The 16,606-nt window shown below is 36.4% G+C and carries 13 protein-coding genes and 3 tRNA genes; 15 read left to right on the forward strand and 1 reads right to left on the reverse strand.

Features of this window, described 5'->3' with window-relative positions:
- The first annotated feature begins 208 nt into the window (after positions 1–208).
- The 8 genes from N0K73_RS05040 (at position 209) to N0K73_RS05075 (ending at position 7,017) form a co-directional block, all read left to right on the forward strand.
- Positions 209–1,672 carry a peptide MFS transporter gene (locus tag N0K73_RS05040; protein ID WP_112251178.1) on the forward strand — a complete coding sequence of 488 codons (1,464 nt, stop codon included), beginning with the start codon at positions 209–211 and terminating at the stop codon, positions 1,670–1,672.
- A 62-nt stretch (positions 1,673–1,734) separates the two neighbouring features.
- Positions 1,735–2,559 (forward strand): metallophosphoesterase, encoded by an 825-nt coding sequence (locus tag N0K73_RS05045; protein ID WP_112251176.1) that lies wholly within the window; start codon positions 1,735–1,737, stop codon positions 2,557–2,559.
- 66 nt (positions 2,560–2,625) lie between these two features.
- A tRNA-Tyr gene (locus N0K73_RS05050) sits at positions 2,626–2,709 on the forward strand.
- Between the two features lie 11 nt (positions 2,710–2,720).
- Positions 2,721–2,792 (forward strand) — tRNA-Gln (locus N0K73_RS05055).
- A gap of 114 nt (positions 2,793–2,906) precedes the next feature.
- Entirely contained in the window at positions 2,907–3,704 is a 798-nt protein-coding gene (proC, locus tag N0K73_RS05060) for a pyrroline-5-carboxylate reductase (protein WP_112251174.1), read from the forward strand.
- A 74-nt stretch (positions 3,705–3,778) separates the two neighbouring features.
- Positions 3,779–4,906 (forward strand): N-acetylglucosamine-6-phosphate deacetylase, encoded by a 1,128-nt coding sequence (gene nagA, locus N0K73_RS05065; protein WP_057974203.1) that lies wholly within the window; start codon positions 3,779–3,781, stop codon positions 4,904–4,906.
- Between the two features lie 25 nt (positions 4,907–4,931).
- Positions 4,932–5,633 carry a GntR family transcriptional regulator gene (locus N0K73_RS05070; protein WP_057974204.1) on the forward strand — a complete coding sequence of 234 codons (702 nt, stop codon included), beginning with the start codon at positions 4,932–4,934 and terminating at the stop codon, positions 5,631–5,633.
- Between the two features lie 154 nt (positions 5,634–5,787).
- Positions 5,788–7,017, forward strand: a complete 1,230-nt coding sequence (locus N0K73_RS05075) for a NupC/NupG family nucleoside CNT transporter (RefSeq protein ID WP_057974205.1) — start codon at positions 5,788–5,790, stop codon at positions 7,015–7,017.
- A gap of 39 nt (positions 7,018–7,056) precedes the next feature.
- On the opposite strand, the gene N0K73_RS05080 is transcribed toward N0K73_RS05075, so the two are convergent.
- Entirely contained in the window at positions 7,057–7,803 is a 747-nt protein-coding gene (locus N0K73_RS05080) for a WecB/TagA/CpsF family glycosyltransferase (RefSeq protein WP_112251172.1), read from the reverse strand.
- A gap of 162 nt (positions 7,804–7,965) precedes the next feature.
- Between N0K73_RS05080 and N0K73_RS05085 the strand changes: the two genes are divergently transcribed.
- From N0K73_RS05085 to N0K73_RS05115, 7 genes are all read left to right on the forward strand, one after another.
- A complete protein-coding gene (locus N0K73_RS05085) occupies positions 7,966–9,429 on the forward strand; it encodes a nicotinate phosphoribosyltransferase (RefSeq protein ID WP_057974207.1) in 1,464 nt (487 codons plus the stop codon).
- A 17-nt stretch (positions 9,430–9,446) separates the two neighbouring features.
- Positions 9,447–10,274, forward strand: a complete 828-nt coding sequence (gene nadE, locus N0K73_RS05090) for an NAD(+) synthase (RefSeq protein ID WP_112251170.1) — start codon at positions 9,447–9,449, stop codon at positions 10,272–10,274.
- Positions 10,275–10,477: 203 nt separating this feature from the next.
- Positions 10,478–13,132, forward strand: a complete 2,655-nt coding sequence (locus N0K73_RS05095; protein WP_112251168.1) for a cation-translocating P-type ATPase — start codon at positions 10,478–10,480, stop codon at positions 13,130–13,132.
- Positions 13,133–13,147: 15 nt separating this feature from the next.
- On the forward strand, positions 13,148–13,588 hold the full coding sequence (locus tag N0K73_RS05100; RefSeq protein WP_112251166.1) for a hypothetical protein: 441 nt from the start codon (positions 13,148–13,150) through the stop codon (positions 13,586–13,588).
- A gap of 97 nt (positions 13,589–13,685) precedes the next feature.
- Positions 13,686–15,860, forward strand: coding sequence for a Tex family protein (locus N0K73_RS05105; protein ID WP_112251164.1), 2,175 nt, complete (start codon positions 13,686–13,688; stop codon positions 15,858–15,860).
- A 1-nt stretch (position 15,861) separates the two neighbouring features.
- Positions 15,862–16,314 (forward strand): SprT family protein, encoded by a 453-nt coding sequence (locus N0K73_RS05110; RefSeq protein WP_057974212.1) that lies wholly within the window; start codon positions 15,862–15,864, stop codon positions 16,312–16,314.
- A 59-nt stretch (positions 16,315–16,373) separates the two neighbouring features.
- Positions 16,374–16,458, forward strand: a tRNA-Leu gene (locus N0K73_RS05115).
- The last annotated feature ends 148 nt before the right edge of the window (positions 16,459–16,606 follow it).

Consider the following 16,606-nt stretch of genomic DNA (forward strand, 5'->3'; position numbering starts at 1 on the left):
AAACATGAATGGACCGGAAATTTTACGACCGTTATTAAAGGAGATTTGTCAAATGGCAAATCTCCTTTTTATTTATAACGTGTTAAATGATAAAACAAGTAGTAATTGATTAGATAAAAGTAAAAATTTGATTTGACTATTGATATATTAAAATTGTATAATGTGTAATGCATTAAAAATACATACTAGTTTATATCGGAGGAAGTCCATGAAAAATAAAAGTACAGATACGGCCTTTTTTGGTCATCCTAGAGGTTTATCAACACTATTCTTTACAGAAATGTGGGAACGATTCAGTTACTACGGAATGAGAGCAATTCTTTTATACTATATGATTTCTAAGGTAGATGGTCTTGGTTATGATCAAGCTACGGCAATGTCAATTATGTCAATTTATGGTTCATTAATTTATTTATCGGGTGTTATTGGTGGATTTGTTAGTGATCGTATCTGGGGTAGTAGAAAAACTGTATTCTTTGGCGGAATACTTATAATGATCGGACATATTGTTTTGGCGACACCATATAAATCGGGTGCGTTATTTATTTCTATTGCGCTAATCGTATTGGGAACTGGATTATTAAAACCTAATGTTTCCGAAATGGTCGGTGGACTATATAGTAGCAAAGATCCAAGACGTGATTCTGGGTTCAGTATCTTTGTATCCGGAATTAATATTGGCGCATTGATTGCACCATTATTAGTTGGATGGGTTGGACAAGAATACAATTATCACGTTGGATTTTCTCTAGCCGCGATTGGTATGTTTTTCGGTTTAGTTCAATACTACTTTGATGGAAGAAAATATTTAACTAAAGATAGTTTATATCCTAACGATCCAATTCAACCCAATGAATTGTCATCTATTATGAAAAAAGCATCAGTTGGTATTATTGCTTTGGCATTAATTTTAATCATTATGTTTTTATTTAAAGCATTAAACATTACGAATGTCATTCTTTTAATTACAATTCTTGCAGTTATTATTCCCGTTTATTACTTTACTATGATGCTTACAAGTAAAAAAACGTCGAAAGTTGAGCGTTCAAGACTTACGGCATATATTCCTTTATTTATTGCCAGTATCTTATTCTGGTCAATTGAAGAACAAGGATCCGTCGTTTTAGCAATGTTTGCTTCAACTAGAACAGAATTAAGTGCTTTTGGAATTTCTTTCCCAGCTAGTTTCTTCCAAAGTATGAATCCAATGTTTATTTTAATCTACGTACCAATTTTTGCTTGGTTATGGGTTAAATTAGGATCAAAACAACCTAGTTCACCTGCTAAATTTTCAATTGGTTTAATGTTTGCAGGCGCTTCATTCCTTTGGATGATGTTACCAGGAGTTCTTTTTGGAACAGATACTAAAGTTGGACCTTTGTGGTTAGTTGTTAGTTGGATGATGGTTATGCTTGGTGAGGTTTTGGTCTCTCCAGTTGGACTCTCGATTACAACTAAACTAGCGCCTAAGAGCTTCCAGTCGCAAATGATGAGTGTGTGGTTCTTAAGTGATGCTGTTGCTCAGGCGTTAAATTCACAAATCGTTCGTTTATATACACCCGGAACGGAATCAATGTATTTTGCAGTCGTCGGTGGTATAACTGTAGCCTTCGGTATTATGTTAAGTTTCTTCATTCCTAAAATTCATAAGCTAATGGAAGGCGTCAATTAAATAGATTTTTCTTAAAAGATATGTTAATTTTAATTAACATATCTTTTTTTGAGGAGGAAAACATGACAATTATTGCAACGAGTAGTGATAATCATTTTGATGTAAATAAAGTAAATGTGAATGAGATTATTGATCAACAGGCAGCATATTTACTCTCAATGAATGTTGATTATTATTTGATAGCCGGTGATTTATTCAATGACTTCGACGAAACGTTGAAATATATTAGTGATTTAAAAAAAATCTTGAATAACCGAGTTGTTGTATTGTTTATTGCGGGTAACCACGATATGGTAAAAAATGTAACGTTTGATACATTAGAGACTCTTTCAAACGAGTCGTACCTTCATAACCGATATATTGATATTCCTGGCACGCAATGGCGACTTGTTGGAAATAACGGATGGTATGACTATAGTTACTCAAAACAGCTGAAACGGTCTGATGAGGAAATGCTGCGTTGGAAAATGAATTATTGGATTGATAGAAAAATTGTTCAACCTATGTCAGATGTAGAGCGATTCAATTTAAGTTTAAAGCAAACTGATAAATTAATAAGTGAGGGCAAAAAATTAAATAAGAAAATTTTATTTATGACTCATTTTGTGCCTAGTCTTTCATATATTAGGGTAAATGATGATAATCGCTTCTGGAATGTTGTAAATGGCATGTTGGGTAGTCAGAAGATGGGAAGTTTATTAGAGAGTTATAAAGTTGAAAAAGTTTTATTTGGACATTTGCACGTTAAACACAATCCAGTTCAGATACATGAGACGACGTATTACATGAAACCAGTGGGGTACGGCCGAAAAAAATATAACGAATGGACAAAAAATACGTTCATGGAAGAGTGGAAATTTGCGTTACAAATAATTAATTTAAAATAAATGAAAAAAAAGCTTGATATTTGTTTCATTTTTTTGTATGATAATTAAGTCGGATAAAGCTGATATGGAAGAGTAGCGAAGAGGCTAAACGCGGCGGACTGTAAATCCGCTCCTTCGGGTTCGGTGGTTCGAATCCACTCTCTTCCACCATTTTATAATATTGGGTTATAGCCAAGCGGTAAGGCAACAGGTTTTGATCCTGTCATGCGATGGTTCGAATCCATCTAACCCAACTAGTTAAAAAGCAGATACTTAGGTATCTGCTTTTTTGTTTTACTTGTAACTTTAAATTTTTTTGCGGTATGATGGGGACAGAATTTAAATATGGTGTATGAAATGGGGAAATTATGAAAATTGGATTTATTGGGGCTGGTAATATGGCTCGCGCGATAATTGAGGGTTTAATCAAGGCAGATTTTGTGACAGCAAAAGAAATATTAGTTCATAGTGCGAGAAAGACTAGTTACGAGCCTTACGCGAAGGAAAATGGACTTACAGCTTTAGATAGTAATGATCAAGTGGTTAGCGAAGCAGATATTGTTTTTCTTGCTGTTAAACCAATTGTATTGGCGAAGGTTTTAGCGGAAATTAAAAGTTCAGTAAGGCAGCATGTGCCTGTGCTCGTTTCAATTGTATCGGGTGTTTCAATCTCCGAAATTGAAACAGAGCTGGATAATCAATCAGTCAGCATTTTAAGAACAATGCCAAATGTTAATGCAACCGTATCCGAGAGTATGACTGCATTAGTTGGAAATGATGCTTTAACGGAAAAACAAATGAAACAGGGGACTGATTTATTTGATACCATTGGAGAAACGATGCAAGTTGCCGAACATGATTTCAGTACGTTTGTTGCTCTCGCTGGGAGTTCACCTGCTTTTATCTACTTATTTATTGATACACTTGCCCGAGCTGGGGTTAAATATGGTTTAGCAAAGGATGAGGCAACTAAGATTGCCGCTCAAGCCGTGTTAGGGAGTGCCAAGAAGGTATTGTCTACTAATGACGTGCCTTGGAAATTGATTGATGAGGTTTCGTCTCCAGGTGGTACCACTGTTGCCGGATTACTTGCGATGGAAGAAGCCGGGTTCATGAATTCAATTATCAAAGCAGTTGATGCAACGATAGCTAAAGATCAAAACTAAATTTTGATAGAACCTTGTATTTTTGGTCTATACCGATTATACTAAGTGTATAAATTGAAGGGATGGCGGATAAAATGAGTATTGTTTTAAAACATGCTGTAATCTATACGGGTTCAGAAAAAATTGAAGATGCATATATTCGATTTGATAAACAAATTAGTGCAATGGGGCCAATGAGCGATTATAGAGCTTTGGCAACTGATGAAGTGAGAGACGTTGACGGACAAGTTCTCGTTCCTGGATTTATTGATGTTCATAGTCATGGTGGCTATAGTTTTGACGCAATGGACGGGGATGCCAACCAAATCAATGAAATGGTTACTGATATGATTCATGAAGGTGTCACGACTTATTTTGCGACAACGATGACACAATCACATGAAAATATTGCTAAAGCCATGGTTGCTATTAAAAAAGCGGCCGAGATGAATCCTGTTATTCGAGGTATTCATCTTGAAGGGCCATTTATTTCACCTGTTTTCAAGGGCGCACAGCCTGAAGAGTACATTGAAGCACCAGATACAAAATTATTTGATAAATGGAATGAATTATCTGGTCATATGATTAAACTAGTTACTTATGCGCCAGAACATAAAACATCTCCTGAATTTGAAAAATACTGTATTGAAAATAATATCGTGCCTTCAGTAGGTCATAGTAATGCTACGCGTGAGGAAATGAAACATTCACGTGCAAGCCATGTAACGCATCTATACAATGCCCAGCGTGAATTTAAGCATCGTGAACCAGGTGTAACTGGACATGCATTTTTAGAAGACAATATTTATACGGAAATTATTGCTGATGGTTTCCATATCGTACCTGATATGATTAAATTAGCATACGATTTAAAAGGTCCAGAACGTATTGAATTAATTACGGATTCGATGCGTGCCAAAGGGATGCCTGAAGGTTTGAGCGAACTTGGCGGACAAAAAGTTATTGTTAAAGACAAACAGGCAAGATTGGAATCTGGTAACCTTGCTGGATCAGTTTTACAATTCCAAGATGCATTTAGAAATATTATGAAGTTCACTGGTTGTGGTATTGAAGAAGCTGTATTAATGACTTCTGTCAATCAAGCTAGAGAATTTAATTTGACGTCAAAAGGTGCAATTGAAATTGGAAAAGATGCCGATATGAATTTATTTGATGCTGACTTGAAATTAGAAAGCACATATAGTTTAGGACGAAAATTTTAATAAAAGTTTAGGGTGGTAATTGCTGATGGGATCTCCCATATATATTCAAATTCACAATGATATGAAAAAAACAATCGAATCTGGTGAATGGGAAGTTGGCAATCGCATTCCGGCAGAGCGCGAGCTAGCCGTTGTATTTGGTGTCAGTAGAATGACACTCAGGCAGGCGATTCAAACCTTAGTTGATGAGGGTATTTTGGAACGTCATGTAGGTGATGGAACGTACGTTGCCCGTAAAAAAGTGCAAGAAAAAATGTCTGGTGTTACAAGTTTTACTGATTTAATGGCTGAACAAGGTAAGGTTGCTTCAAGTAAGACCATAACATACCATGTTACAACGCCTTCGTTAAGTGAAATTGAAAAATTACAATTAAGTGATGGTGAGCTCGTTTTACGAATGGAACGAATTCGTTATGCTGACGGGTTACCAATTTGTTTTGAAGTTGCAACAGTTCCCAATAAATTAGTTGATGGGTATAGTAAAACTGAAATCACGAGTTCTTTATACCGTACGTTGGAAGAAAAAGCTGAATTGACGTTAGGTGGGGCACAACAGACAGTGTCTGCAATGTCTGCCGCTGAAAACATAGCTGAGTACCTCTCAATCAAGCGCGGTGAAGCCATTTTAAGACTTCGTCAAGTTAGTTTTTTAAAGAATGGTGAGCCATTTGAATATGTCCGGACACAATATGTAGGGAATCGTTTCGAATTTTATCTAGAAAAATAAAGTTCAAAAAATATTAATTGCTCTATCTCAACCATATCAGTGGATGAGATAGAGTAATTTTTTTTAGAGAATTTTGTTCGATTGACATCAAATTAAGATAAGGCTATATTATTTTAGGAGCAAAAATAAATTATTTGAAGGAGTTTTAATCTATATGTATTTATTAGTTAATATTTTAGGTGTTGCCATTTTTATTTTAGTTGCATTAGCGTTTTCCAAGAAAAAAAGAGAAATAAACTGGCGCTCAATTGCAATTATGGTTGTTATTAATTTATTTTTGGCTTGGTTCTTAACAGAATTCTCACTAGGACGTAATATGGTGGAAGGTGCCGCTAATGGGTTTAACTGGTTAATGAGCGCTGCATATCAGGGTATTCAATTTATGGTGCCAGCTATGCCTAAAGTAACTGAATTAGGGTTCTTTATGAGTGTCTTGTTGCCCGTTATTATGATTGTACCGTTATTTGATATTTTAACGTACATCGGCATTTTGCCATGGATCATCAAATGGATTGGCCGCGGTTTATCAAAAATAACTGGTCAACCAAAATTTGAATCATTTTTCGCAGTAGAGATGATGTTTTTAGGAAATACAGAAGCGCTTGCCGTTTCAAGTTTACAATTAAAATTAATGAAATCTGAACGAAACTTAACATTGGCCATGATGTCAATGAGTTGTGTGACGGCCTCAATTATTGGTGCCTATACAACAATGATGCCAGGTCAATATATATTGACAGCTATTCCAATCAATATTATTAATGCCATAATCATAACGAGTATCTTAAATCCAGTGAAAGTAACTGCTGAAGAAGATACTATTGCTGAAATGACTGGTAGTAATTCAAATGATTTAGAAGTTTCTGAATCAGATGGTAAAAAAGAACCATTCTTCGCTTTCTTAGGTGATTCAATTTTGGGCGCTGGTAAATTAGTTTTAATTATTGCCGCAAATGTTATTGCCTTCGTAGCTTTAGCAGCCTTGATTGATAACATTCTTGGATTAGCTAATCCAAACTTATCACTTGAAAATATTTTAGGGGTTATCATGTTCCCATTTGCTTGGTTAATGGGCTTCAATCCTTCAGACGCGTTTGAATTAGCACGTTACATGGGAACAAAATTAGTTACAAACGAATTTGTTGTCATGGGTCAAGTATCAAGTACGATTAACTCATTCGCACCACATTACAAAGCAGTATTAACTGTCTTTGTAACATCGTTTGCAAACTTCTCAACAATCGGCATGATTATCGGTTGTTTCAAGGGAATTGTAAATAAAGAAAAAAATGATGTTATCGCAAGAAACGTTGGTTACATGTTATTATCAGGTATCTTAGTCTCATTGTTATCAGCTGGTATGGTTGGTATTTTCGTTTGGTAATATAAAAGTACGCAAAAAAGAACTGAGAAAATTAATTTCTCAGTTCTTTTTTTTCCGTCTAGAAAATTTTTCTTTATATATTAAGAATAAATAATGCGGGATGGCTAACATTCTAATAAACCGGGTGGGTTCTTGGAAAAGTCGGTACAACCACTCAACATGGTGATTTTGCCAAAATTGAGGCGCACGGTTGACGTTACCAGCTAGAACATCAAAACTACCGCCGACGCCCATCCAAATGCTATCAGATATATGGCGATTTCGCTGAATAAACGTTTCTTGGTTAGGAAAACCCGTTGCAACAAAGATGAAATCGGGCCGTGTAGTCTTGATGTTGGTAACAATTTCGTGATCGTCCTTGAAATAGCCGTTATGAAAGCCTACTAAATTGATATTTGGGTAATCCGTATCCATTTTAGTCACGACTTTTTGGATAACGGGTTCTGCTGCCCCCACCAAATAGATTGATTTGTGATGACTATTAGCCCATTCAAGTAGGCTTGTTAAGGTATCAAAACCAGTTATTCGTTCAGGGAGCGGCGTTCCTAAGATGGCGCCACCTTTAATAATGCCAATACCATCTGGCGTAACATAGTCGGCCTGCGAGAGAATTTTTTTGTAATCCAAATGTTGTCTCGCGAATAAAACGATTTCTGGATTTGCAGTCACAATAAATCGATTTTTACGAGCTAATGAATCGGACTCGATTTGTGCTAAAAACTTAGCGTTTGTTGTATTGATAAATTCGACATCTAAAATAGTTGTTTTTTTAAAATTATTTGACATAAAATTATCCTCACTTTTTGGACTTTGATTCATTATAACAGAAGATAAATTGAAAATGAGAGCTGAATATGACGAATTGCCGAAAAAATGGTAAAATGTAAATTATAATTTGTGTGCTGGAAAACCTTTCTAGTAATGCATTCATTTTAAAGGAGAAACATCATGGTAAAAAATTACCCAGATGATAGTTATACTTTACATACGGACGCTTACCAAATCAATATGATTCAAACGTATTGGCAAAAAAACATTCATAATAAAAATGCTGTATTTGAGGTTTTCTTTAGGAATCTACCATTTTCCAACGGTTACGCAATTTTTGCTGGTTTAGAACGAGCAATCAATTATATTCAAAATTTAAAATTTTCAGAGACAGATATCGCGTACTTAAGAGAAGTGGCAGAATATCCAGATGATTTTCTTGCTTATTTAAAAGATTTTCATTTTCGTGGTACAATTCGTGCTGCCGTTGAAGGTGAAGTTGTTTTTAACGGGGAACCTATTTTACAAGTTGAAGGCCCTCTAGCAGACTGTCAGTTAGTTGAAACGGCGCTATTGAATATTATCAACTATCAAACGTTGATTGCAACAAAATCAGCCCGGATTAAAGCAGTTGCTGGAAATGATGGCGTATTAGAATTTGGGACTAGACGTGCACAAGAATTTGACGCTGCTATCTGGGGTACACGTGCAGCGTACATCGGTGGATTTGATGCGACGAGTAACGTTCGAGCTGGTAAGATTTTTGGTATTCCTATTAGTGGAACACACGCTCATTCGTTAGTTCAGGCTTACAGAGATGACTATGATGCATTTATGGCTTATGGGACAACGCATCGTAATTGTGTCTTTTTAGTGGATACATACGACACCTTAAAAAGTGGCGTTCCTAGCGCAATTAAAGTTGCCAAAGAGTTAGGCGATAAGATTAACTTTATGGGCGTACGGATTGATAGTGGCGATATGGCGTACATCTCTAAACGGGTTCGTGAACAATTAGATGAGGCCGGTTTTACGGAGGCTAAAATCTATGCCTCAAACGATTTGGATGAAAAAACAATTACTAACTTAAAAATGCAAGGTGCTAAGATTGATGTTTGGGGTGTTGGCACAAAATTAATTACGGCTTATGATCAGCCTGCCTTAGGTGCCGTCTATAAGATGGTCGCTATTGAAGGCGGAGACGGAAAAATGGTTGATACCATTAAATTAAGTAACAATGCTGAAAAAGTATCGACGCCCGGCAAGAAACAAGTTTGGCGCATTACGAATAAGGCTGATGGTAAGACTGAAGGGGATTACATCGCATTGTGGGATGAAACACCTCAAAAACAAGAATCACTTTATATGTTCCATCAACAATATACGTATATCAATAAGTTGGTAACAAATTACAATGCGCGTCCAATTTTACAAGATATTTTTGTTGGAGGCGAACTGGTCTATGATCAACCTGAGTTAGATGAGATTAGAGAATACTCAAGAATTCAGTTGGAAGGATTATGGGAAGAATATAAACGCGAATTGAATCCGCAAGACTATCCCGTTGATTTATCGCAAAAAGCTTATGATAATAAAATGTCTATTATTCAAGAAATTAGAAATAATATGAATAACATTAAGTAAATGAGGGTGGGTTAATTTTGACTGACTTACAAAAACAAATTATTGAAACGTTAAAAGTAAAATCGAGCATAGATCCTGCAGAGGAAATTCGGATTAGTATCGATTTTATGAAAGCTTATCTACTGAAATACCCATTTTTAAAATCTTTGGTTTTGGGGATTTCTGGTGGACAAGATTCAACCCTTGCCGGATATTTAGCACAGCAGGCTGTTAAGGAATTACGTGAAGAAACTGGCAATACAGATTACCAATTTATTGCAGTCCGCTTACCATATGGAAATCAAGCTGATGAGTCTGATGCACTGGACGCCATTAAATTTATGCAAGCAGACCAAGTGGCACGTGTCGACATTAAAGGTGCTACTGATGAAATGGTAAAAAGCTTGATTGCAAATGACCTTGAAGTTTCTGATTTTAATAAAGGAAACGTGAAGGCTCGCCAACGAATGATTGCCCAGTACGGAATTGCTGGTGCAAAAGTTGGTGCCGTCGTTGGAACGGATCATGCTGCCGAAGCAATTACTGGATTTTATACAAAATATGGTGACGGTGGGGCAGATATCACACCACTTTGGCGATTGAACAAGCGTCAAGGTCGATCAATGCTGATCTTGCTAGAGGCACCTGAACATTTGTATTTGAAAGTACCTACGGCCGATTTGGAAGAAGATCGTCCAGCACTACCTGATGAGGTCGCATTGGGCGTAACTTATGATAATATTGATGATTATCTTGAGGGTAAGACTGTTTCGAAAGAAGTTAGTAATAAGATTGAAAATTGGTATTTAAAGACGGAACACAAACGCCACTTACCAATTACTGTTTATGATTCTTTTTGGAAGTAAATAGTTGCGTTACGCGTTTCATTTCAGTTATACTTAAAGAAATCATAGGGGAGTAACTAGCGGTTTAACCGCGGCAATGTCACCAACAAGAAAGTTCTTTTTCTGGTATTGCCTTAAATAGTGAGACTTATGTATGTTCAAAGTTCCGCAACATACATAAGTCTTTTTTTGTATATTGCGAAACTATTATAAGGAGGATCACTATGGCAAAAAGGATTTATGCACAATCAGTTGAAGATGTTCTGGCAGATCAAAAGACAGATTTGGAAGGACTAACGACCCAAGAAGTAACGGAACGAACAGAAAAGTATGGACTAAACCAACTATCTGAGGGCAAGAGCAAGTCAATGATCCAAAAATTCTTTGATCAATTCAAAGATTTCATGATTATTGTCTTGATTGTTGCGGCTTTAATTGCGGCTTCATCAGGAGAAGTAGTAGACGCAATTATCATCATGTTAGTTGTGGTATTGAATGCTGTATTCGGTGTTTTCCAAGAGTCAAAGGCCGAAGAGGCAATTAATGCATTAAAAGAGATGTCGACACCTAATGCAAATGTCAAACGAAATGGTCAAATCGAAATTGTAAAAAGTGAGCACCTAGTACCGGGAGACATTGTGTTGCTTGAAGCTGGCGATGTTATTCCAGCAGATTTACGATTAACACAGATTGCATCACTTAAAATTGAAGAATCTGCACTAACGGGTGAATCGGTGCCTGTTGATAAAAGTTTACTTCTGTTAGAAGATGAGGATGCCGGGATTGGTGATCGCCATAATATGGCCTTTATGAACAGTAATGTTACTTATGGTCGTGGCGAGGGAGTTGTTGTTGGCACGGGGATGGATACTGAGGTTGGACGAATTGCCGGCATGCTTAACTCCGCTGATGAAATGAAAACACCATTACAAGAAAATTTAAATCAACTAGGTAAAACGTTAACGATTTTAATTTTAATCATTGCTGTTATTGTCTTTTTCGTTGGGTTACAAAACGGAGATAACAGTGTTATCGATATGTTACTGATTGCAATCTCATTAGCCGTTGCTGCTATTCCAGAAGGATTACCAGCGATTGTGACCATTATTTTAGCGCTTGGTACACAAAAAATGGCTAAACGTAATGCAATTGTTAGAAAATTACCAGCAGTTGAAACATTGGGTAGTACGGATATCATTGCATCAGATAAGACGGGAACATTAACGTTAAATCAAATGACTGTTGAAAAGCTATTTATTAATAATGAGTTAGTTGATGCCGATAAGGTAGAGACTAATTTAGATAATCCGTTATATCAAGTCATGTCATTTAGTAATGATACGAAACAGACATCTGAGGGCGAGTTAATTGGTGATCCAACGGAAACAGCATTAATTCAGTACCATTTAGACCATGGTTTAAATGTGACGGAGCTATTAGCTAAAGAACCTCGTGTCGCTGAAGTGCCATTTGATTCAGAACGTAAATTAATGTCAACTATTCAAAAGAATACTGATGATACATTCTTTGTTGCAGTTAAAGGTGCGCCCGATCAATTATTGAAACGTGTTACACGTTATATTGAAAATGGCGAAATTAAAGCAATGACTGATGCACAATTAGACCATATTATGGCAAATAACCATGATATGGCAACACAGGCATTACGTGTGTTAGCATTTGCCTATCGTCAAATAGATGCTATTCCTGAAACTTTAGATTCAGAAACCGTAGAAAATGATCTGATTTTTGCCGGATTGGTTGGGATGATTGATCCAGAAAGACCAGAGGCAGCCGCTGCAGTTCATGAAGCAAAGAAAGCTGGAATTCGTCCATTGATGATTACCGGTGATCACCGTGATACTGCCGAAGCAATTGCCGTTCGATTGGGAATTGTTGAAGCAGGGCAACACGAAGCGATTATTTCTGGTTCTGAGTTAGATGATTTGTCGGACGCAGAATTTGAAAATAAGGTTGAACAATACTCTGTTTATGCGCGAGTATCACCCGAACATAAAGTTCGAATTGTTAAAGCGTGGCAGAAAAAGAATCAAGTTGTTGCTATGACCGGTGATGGTGTGAATGATGCGCCAGCCCTAAAATCAGCAGATATTGGAATTGGAATGGGTATTACCGGAACAGAAGTATCTAAGGGTGCTTCTGATATGGTTCTTGCCGACGATAATTTTGCGACAATTGTTTTTGCTGTTAAAGAAGGTCGTAAGGTCTTTTCTAATATTCAAAAATCTATTCAATATTTACTTTCTGCTAACTTGGGTGAGGTTTTAACTTTATTCGTCATGACGATGATGGGTTGGAGTATTCTGGCACCTGTGCATATTTTGTGGATTAACTTGGTGACAGATACATTCCCCGCAATTGCATTGGGTGTAGAACCCGCTGAAAAAGGATTAATGAGTCACAAGCCACGTGGACGTAAATCAAACTTCTTCTCTGGTGGTGTAATGCCAAGTATTATCTATCAGGGTATTTTAGAAGGTGCCATAACATTATTTGTTTATTGGTTAGCTTTAACGTATCCTGTTCATATGGGTGATAAATTGATTCATGCGGATGCTTTAACAATGGCTTTTGCAACATTAGGATTAATTCAGTTATTCCATGCGTTCAACGTTAAATCAATTCATGGGTCAATCTTTAACCGTAATATCTTCAAAAACGTAACATTTAACTGGTCAATCTTGGCATCATTTGCGTTGCTTGCGGCAACTATTTTAATCCCCGGATTAAATAAAATGTTCCATGTTAGCCATTTGGATATTTACCAATGGGGAATTGTTTTAGCGGGCTCATTTTCAATCGTCGTAATTGTTGAAATTGTGAAATTTATTCAACGATTATTCAGAAAAAATAAATAAAAGGAAGTTTATACTTTGAAAAAAAGAATCAATGTAAATTTTTATATTAATGCGTTAAATGATGTTGCTCAAGCAACTGAAGAGATGGGTAATTCACTAAATGATCATTACGAAATAATGGAAAAAGCAATTGTTGCAAATGATTTTTCGATTGTTTCGGATGATGAATTTACGACAACCAAAGAAAAATTTGTTGAAGGTACAGCAAGTTATCAAGAAAACTTAAGTAAGTTAGACGATTTGCAAGTTCCAATCCCCGTTTTAGGGAAACATAAAAAATTGGTGAGTGGTTACCGGACTTTCGTTGAAGGTTGTGATGACATGACTAATAGTATTAATGTAGAAAAACACCTAGTTGAAGTTGATGCTTTTAGAGCATCAGAAGAAAAACAAGACCAGGGAATGACACAAACAACTGATATGATGCAAAGAATTATGCAACAAATTTTAGGTTAGCATTAATTAAAGAGATTAATTTTAGGAATGGTTGTACTGACGCCTATTATTAGTCTCTTTTTTATGAACAAAAAATACTCGAATTGAGGTTATTATTATGGAAAAGGCAATTATGCCAATTGTATTAAAAGAGTTAAAGCAGTATAAGGAAAAACAAGTTAACGCTGTTTTAGCGATGTTAGATGAAGGAAATACTGTGCCATTTATTTCACGATATCGAAAAGAAAGAACAGAAAGTTTAGATGAAGTCCAAATTCGTGAAATTGAATCAACTTATAAACATGTGGAAAGTTTAGAAAAACGCAAGGCAGAAGTTATCCACACAATCGATGAGCAAGGTAATTTGACGGATACTTTAAAGAATAAAATAAATGCTGCACAAAAATTACAGCAAGTTGAAGATTATTATTTACCTTTTAAACAAAAACGTCGGACTAAAGCAACAATTGCTAAGGAAGCTGGATTGGAACCATTTGCCAAATGGTTATTAACATTCCCTCAAGTGTTGACTGAAATTGAGCAAAAGGCGGTAACTTTTGTTAATGTTGATGAAACAATTATGAATGAAGAAGACGTTTTTGCGGGTGCCCATGAAATATTAGCCGAAGCATTTGGCGAAAGTGCTGAATATCGGGAATGGATTCGAAAGGCAACGCAAAAAGACGGTCTTTTTGAAGCTAAAGTTAAGTCTGAAGAAAAAGATGAAAAAGAAATTTATCGAGACTACTACGAGTTTAGTGAGTCATTGAAATCAGTGGTGCCGCATCGGGTGTTAGCAATAAACCGTGGTGAAAAAGAAGGTATTTTGAAGGCAAGCGTAGTAGTACCAGAAGCAACAATTATGACGTTTATGCATTTTAGAATTATCGGTAAAAATACCGGTGATGCCGTTTCTTTCATAGAGGATGCCTATCGAGATAGTTACAAACGATTTATTAAACCAGCAATTGAGCGTGAAATTCGTAAAGGCATGACAGAAGTTGCTGAAGAACAAGCAATTAATGTGTTCGGAGATAATTTATATCACCTGCTTATGCAAGCACCCCTTAAAGGAAAAATAGTTTTAGGCTTTGACCCAGCTTATCGAACGGGATGTAAGTTAGCGATTGTGGATGGAACAGGTAAGTTCCTAGATAAATTGGTGATTTATCCACATAAACCGGCAAGTGGTGAAAAACGTGCCGCCGCTGCTGGACAATTTAAAAAGTTCCTTGATCAATATCAAGTTGAGATGATTGCGATTGGTAATGGAACGGCAAGTCGTGAATCTGAACAATTTGTTTCAGATATTCTAAAAGAAATTGAACGTCCTATTTTTTATGTAATCGTCAATGAAGCTGGTGCATCGGTTTATTCAGCCAGTCAAGCCGCACGTGACGAATTTCCAGAATTACATGTTGAAGAACGTTCAGCTATCAGTATTGGTCGGCGCCTGCAAGATCCACTAGCTGAGTTAATTAAAATAGATCCTAAATCTGTTGGTGTTGGTCAATATCAACATGACGTTGCTGAAAAGAAATTGGATGCGCAATTAGACGTTGTGATTGAAAATGCCGTAAATAATGTTGGCGTTAACTTAAACACAGCTAGTTCAGAGTTATTAACAAAAATCTCTGGATTAAATTTAACAATTGCTAAGAATGTTGTTACGTATCGTGATGAGAACGGTAAGTTTACGAAGCGTCAACAACTTAAAAAGGTTCCTCGCTTAGGACCTAAGGCATATGAGCAGGCTATTGGATTCTTGCGTATTGTTTCTGGGGATAACATTTTAGATAATACGGATATTCATCCCGAAAGTTATCCACTAACGAAACTTTTGTTGAAAGAATTGGGGATAAAGGTGACGGAACTCGGGCAAGCGGAGACAAATGACCAATTGGCGCATGCAAATGCGGATAGTTTAGCACAGGTTGTGGACAGTGGTGTTGAAACTATTTCAGATATATTAACAAGTCTTCAAAAACCGGGACGCGATTTACGTGATGACATGCCAGCGCCATTGCTCCGTCATGACGTTTTAACGATTGAAGATTTAAAACCAGGGATGTCCTTACAAGGAACTGTTCGAAATGTGATTGATTTTGGTGCATTTGTGGATATTGGTGTTAAGCAAGATGGACTTGTCCACATTTCTCAATTAACGGATAAGTTTGTTAAAAAACCGAGTGAAGTCGTTGCAGTTGGCGATATTGTGACAGTTTGGGTAATGGAGGTTGATCTAAACCGACATCGTGTACAACTAACAATGAAACGACCAGCGGATAAGTAACATGACTGATTTTGAGTTAACAGCACTTGTGAAAAACTTATCCACAGCTTTGTTTAATCAACCATTTAAACATGAGGCAACCTTTAACAGTAGGCTACGGACAACTGGTGGTCGCTATTTGTTGAGTAATCACAACATTGAAATTAATCCAAAAATGTTAACAGAACATGGGCAAGACGTTTTAATCGGTGTGATTAAGCATGAGTTGTGTCATTACCATTTGCATCTTTCAAATAAAGGTTATCAACATCGGCATCAAGATTTTAAACAATTATTGGCAGCGGTTGGTGGTAGTCGGTTTGCGCCAGCTAGTCCTAAGGTAATCAAAAAGAAAAAGGTTATACACTATCAGTGTTCAAATTGTGGACAAGATTACCAGCGACAACGAAAAATTAACTTATCACGTTATGTTTGTTCAAAGTGTCGTGGACAGTTAATTTTACTTAAAAACTAATTTTTTTTAAATGTGACTTGTAACAGGGGACAATTTTTGCTACAATTATGATTGTTCTTGCGAGTATGGCGGAATTGGCAGACGCGTCAGACTAAGGATCTGGTGGGATAATATCCCGTGATGGTTCGAATCCATTTACTCGCATAATAGATTTATTGAAAAGCGCTTAACCTTGTTGCAATAGGGTTTAGTGCTTTTTTTAATGAATAACGACCATGGTAGCGTATTATGAGGTTAAAGAATTATTAAGCGTTAATTAATTTTGTGTCTTAATGTTGTAATTATTGATAAA

This window comes from Dellaglioa algida (assembly GCF_030127605.1).
GTDB lineage: Bacteria > Bacillota > Bacilli > Lactobacillales > Lactobacillaceae > Dellaglioa > Dellaglioa algida.

What these genes read in the sequence shown, in the direction of transcription:
- N0K73_RS05040 (WP_112251178.1), top strand. Translation starts at nt 209, where the DNA reads ATGAAAAATAAAAGTACAGATACGGCCTTTTTTGGTCATCCTAGAGGT.
- N0K73_RS05045 (WP_112251176.1), top strand. Translation starts at nt 1,735, where the DNA reads ATGACAATTATTGCAACGAGTAGTGATAATCATTTTGATGTAAATAAA.
- proC (WP_112251174.1), top strand. Translation starts at nt 2,907, where the DNA reads ATGAAAATTGGATTTATTGGGGCTGGTAATATGGCTCGCGCGATAATT.
- nagA (WP_057974203.1), top strand. Translation starts at nt 3,779, where the DNA reads ATGAGTATTGTTTTAAAACATGCTGTAATCTATACGGGTTCAGAAAAA.
- N0K73_RS05070 (WP_057974204.1), top strand. Translation starts at nt 4,932, where the DNA reads ATGGGATCTCCCATATATATTCAAATTCACAATGATATGAAAAAAACA.
- N0K73_RS05075 (WP_057974205.1), top strand. Translation starts at nt 5,788, where the DNA reads ATGTATTTATTAGTTAATATTTTAGGTGTTGCCATTTTTATTTTAGTT.
- N0K73_RS05080 (WP_112251172.1), bottom strand. Translation starts at nt 7,803, where the DNA reads ATGTCAAATAATTTTAAAAAAACAACTATTTTAGATGTCGAATTTATC.
- N0K73_RS05085 (WP_057974207.1), top strand. Translation starts at nt 7,966, where the DNA reads ATGGTAAAAAATTACCCAGATGATAGTTATACTTTACATACGGACGCT.
- N0K73_RS05095 (WP_112251168.1), top strand. Translation starts at nt 10,478, where the DNA reads ATGGCAAAAAGGATTTATGCACAATCAGTTGAAGATGTTCTGGCAGAT.
- N0K73_RS05105 (WP_112251164.1), top strand. Translation starts at nt 13,686, where the DNA reads ATGGAAAAGGCAATTATGCCAATTGTATTAAAAGAGTTAAAGCAGTAT.
- N0K73_RS05110 (WP_057974212.1), top strand. Translation starts at nt 15,862, where the DNA reads ATGACTGATTTTGAGTTAACAGCACTTGTGAAAAACTTATCCACAGCT.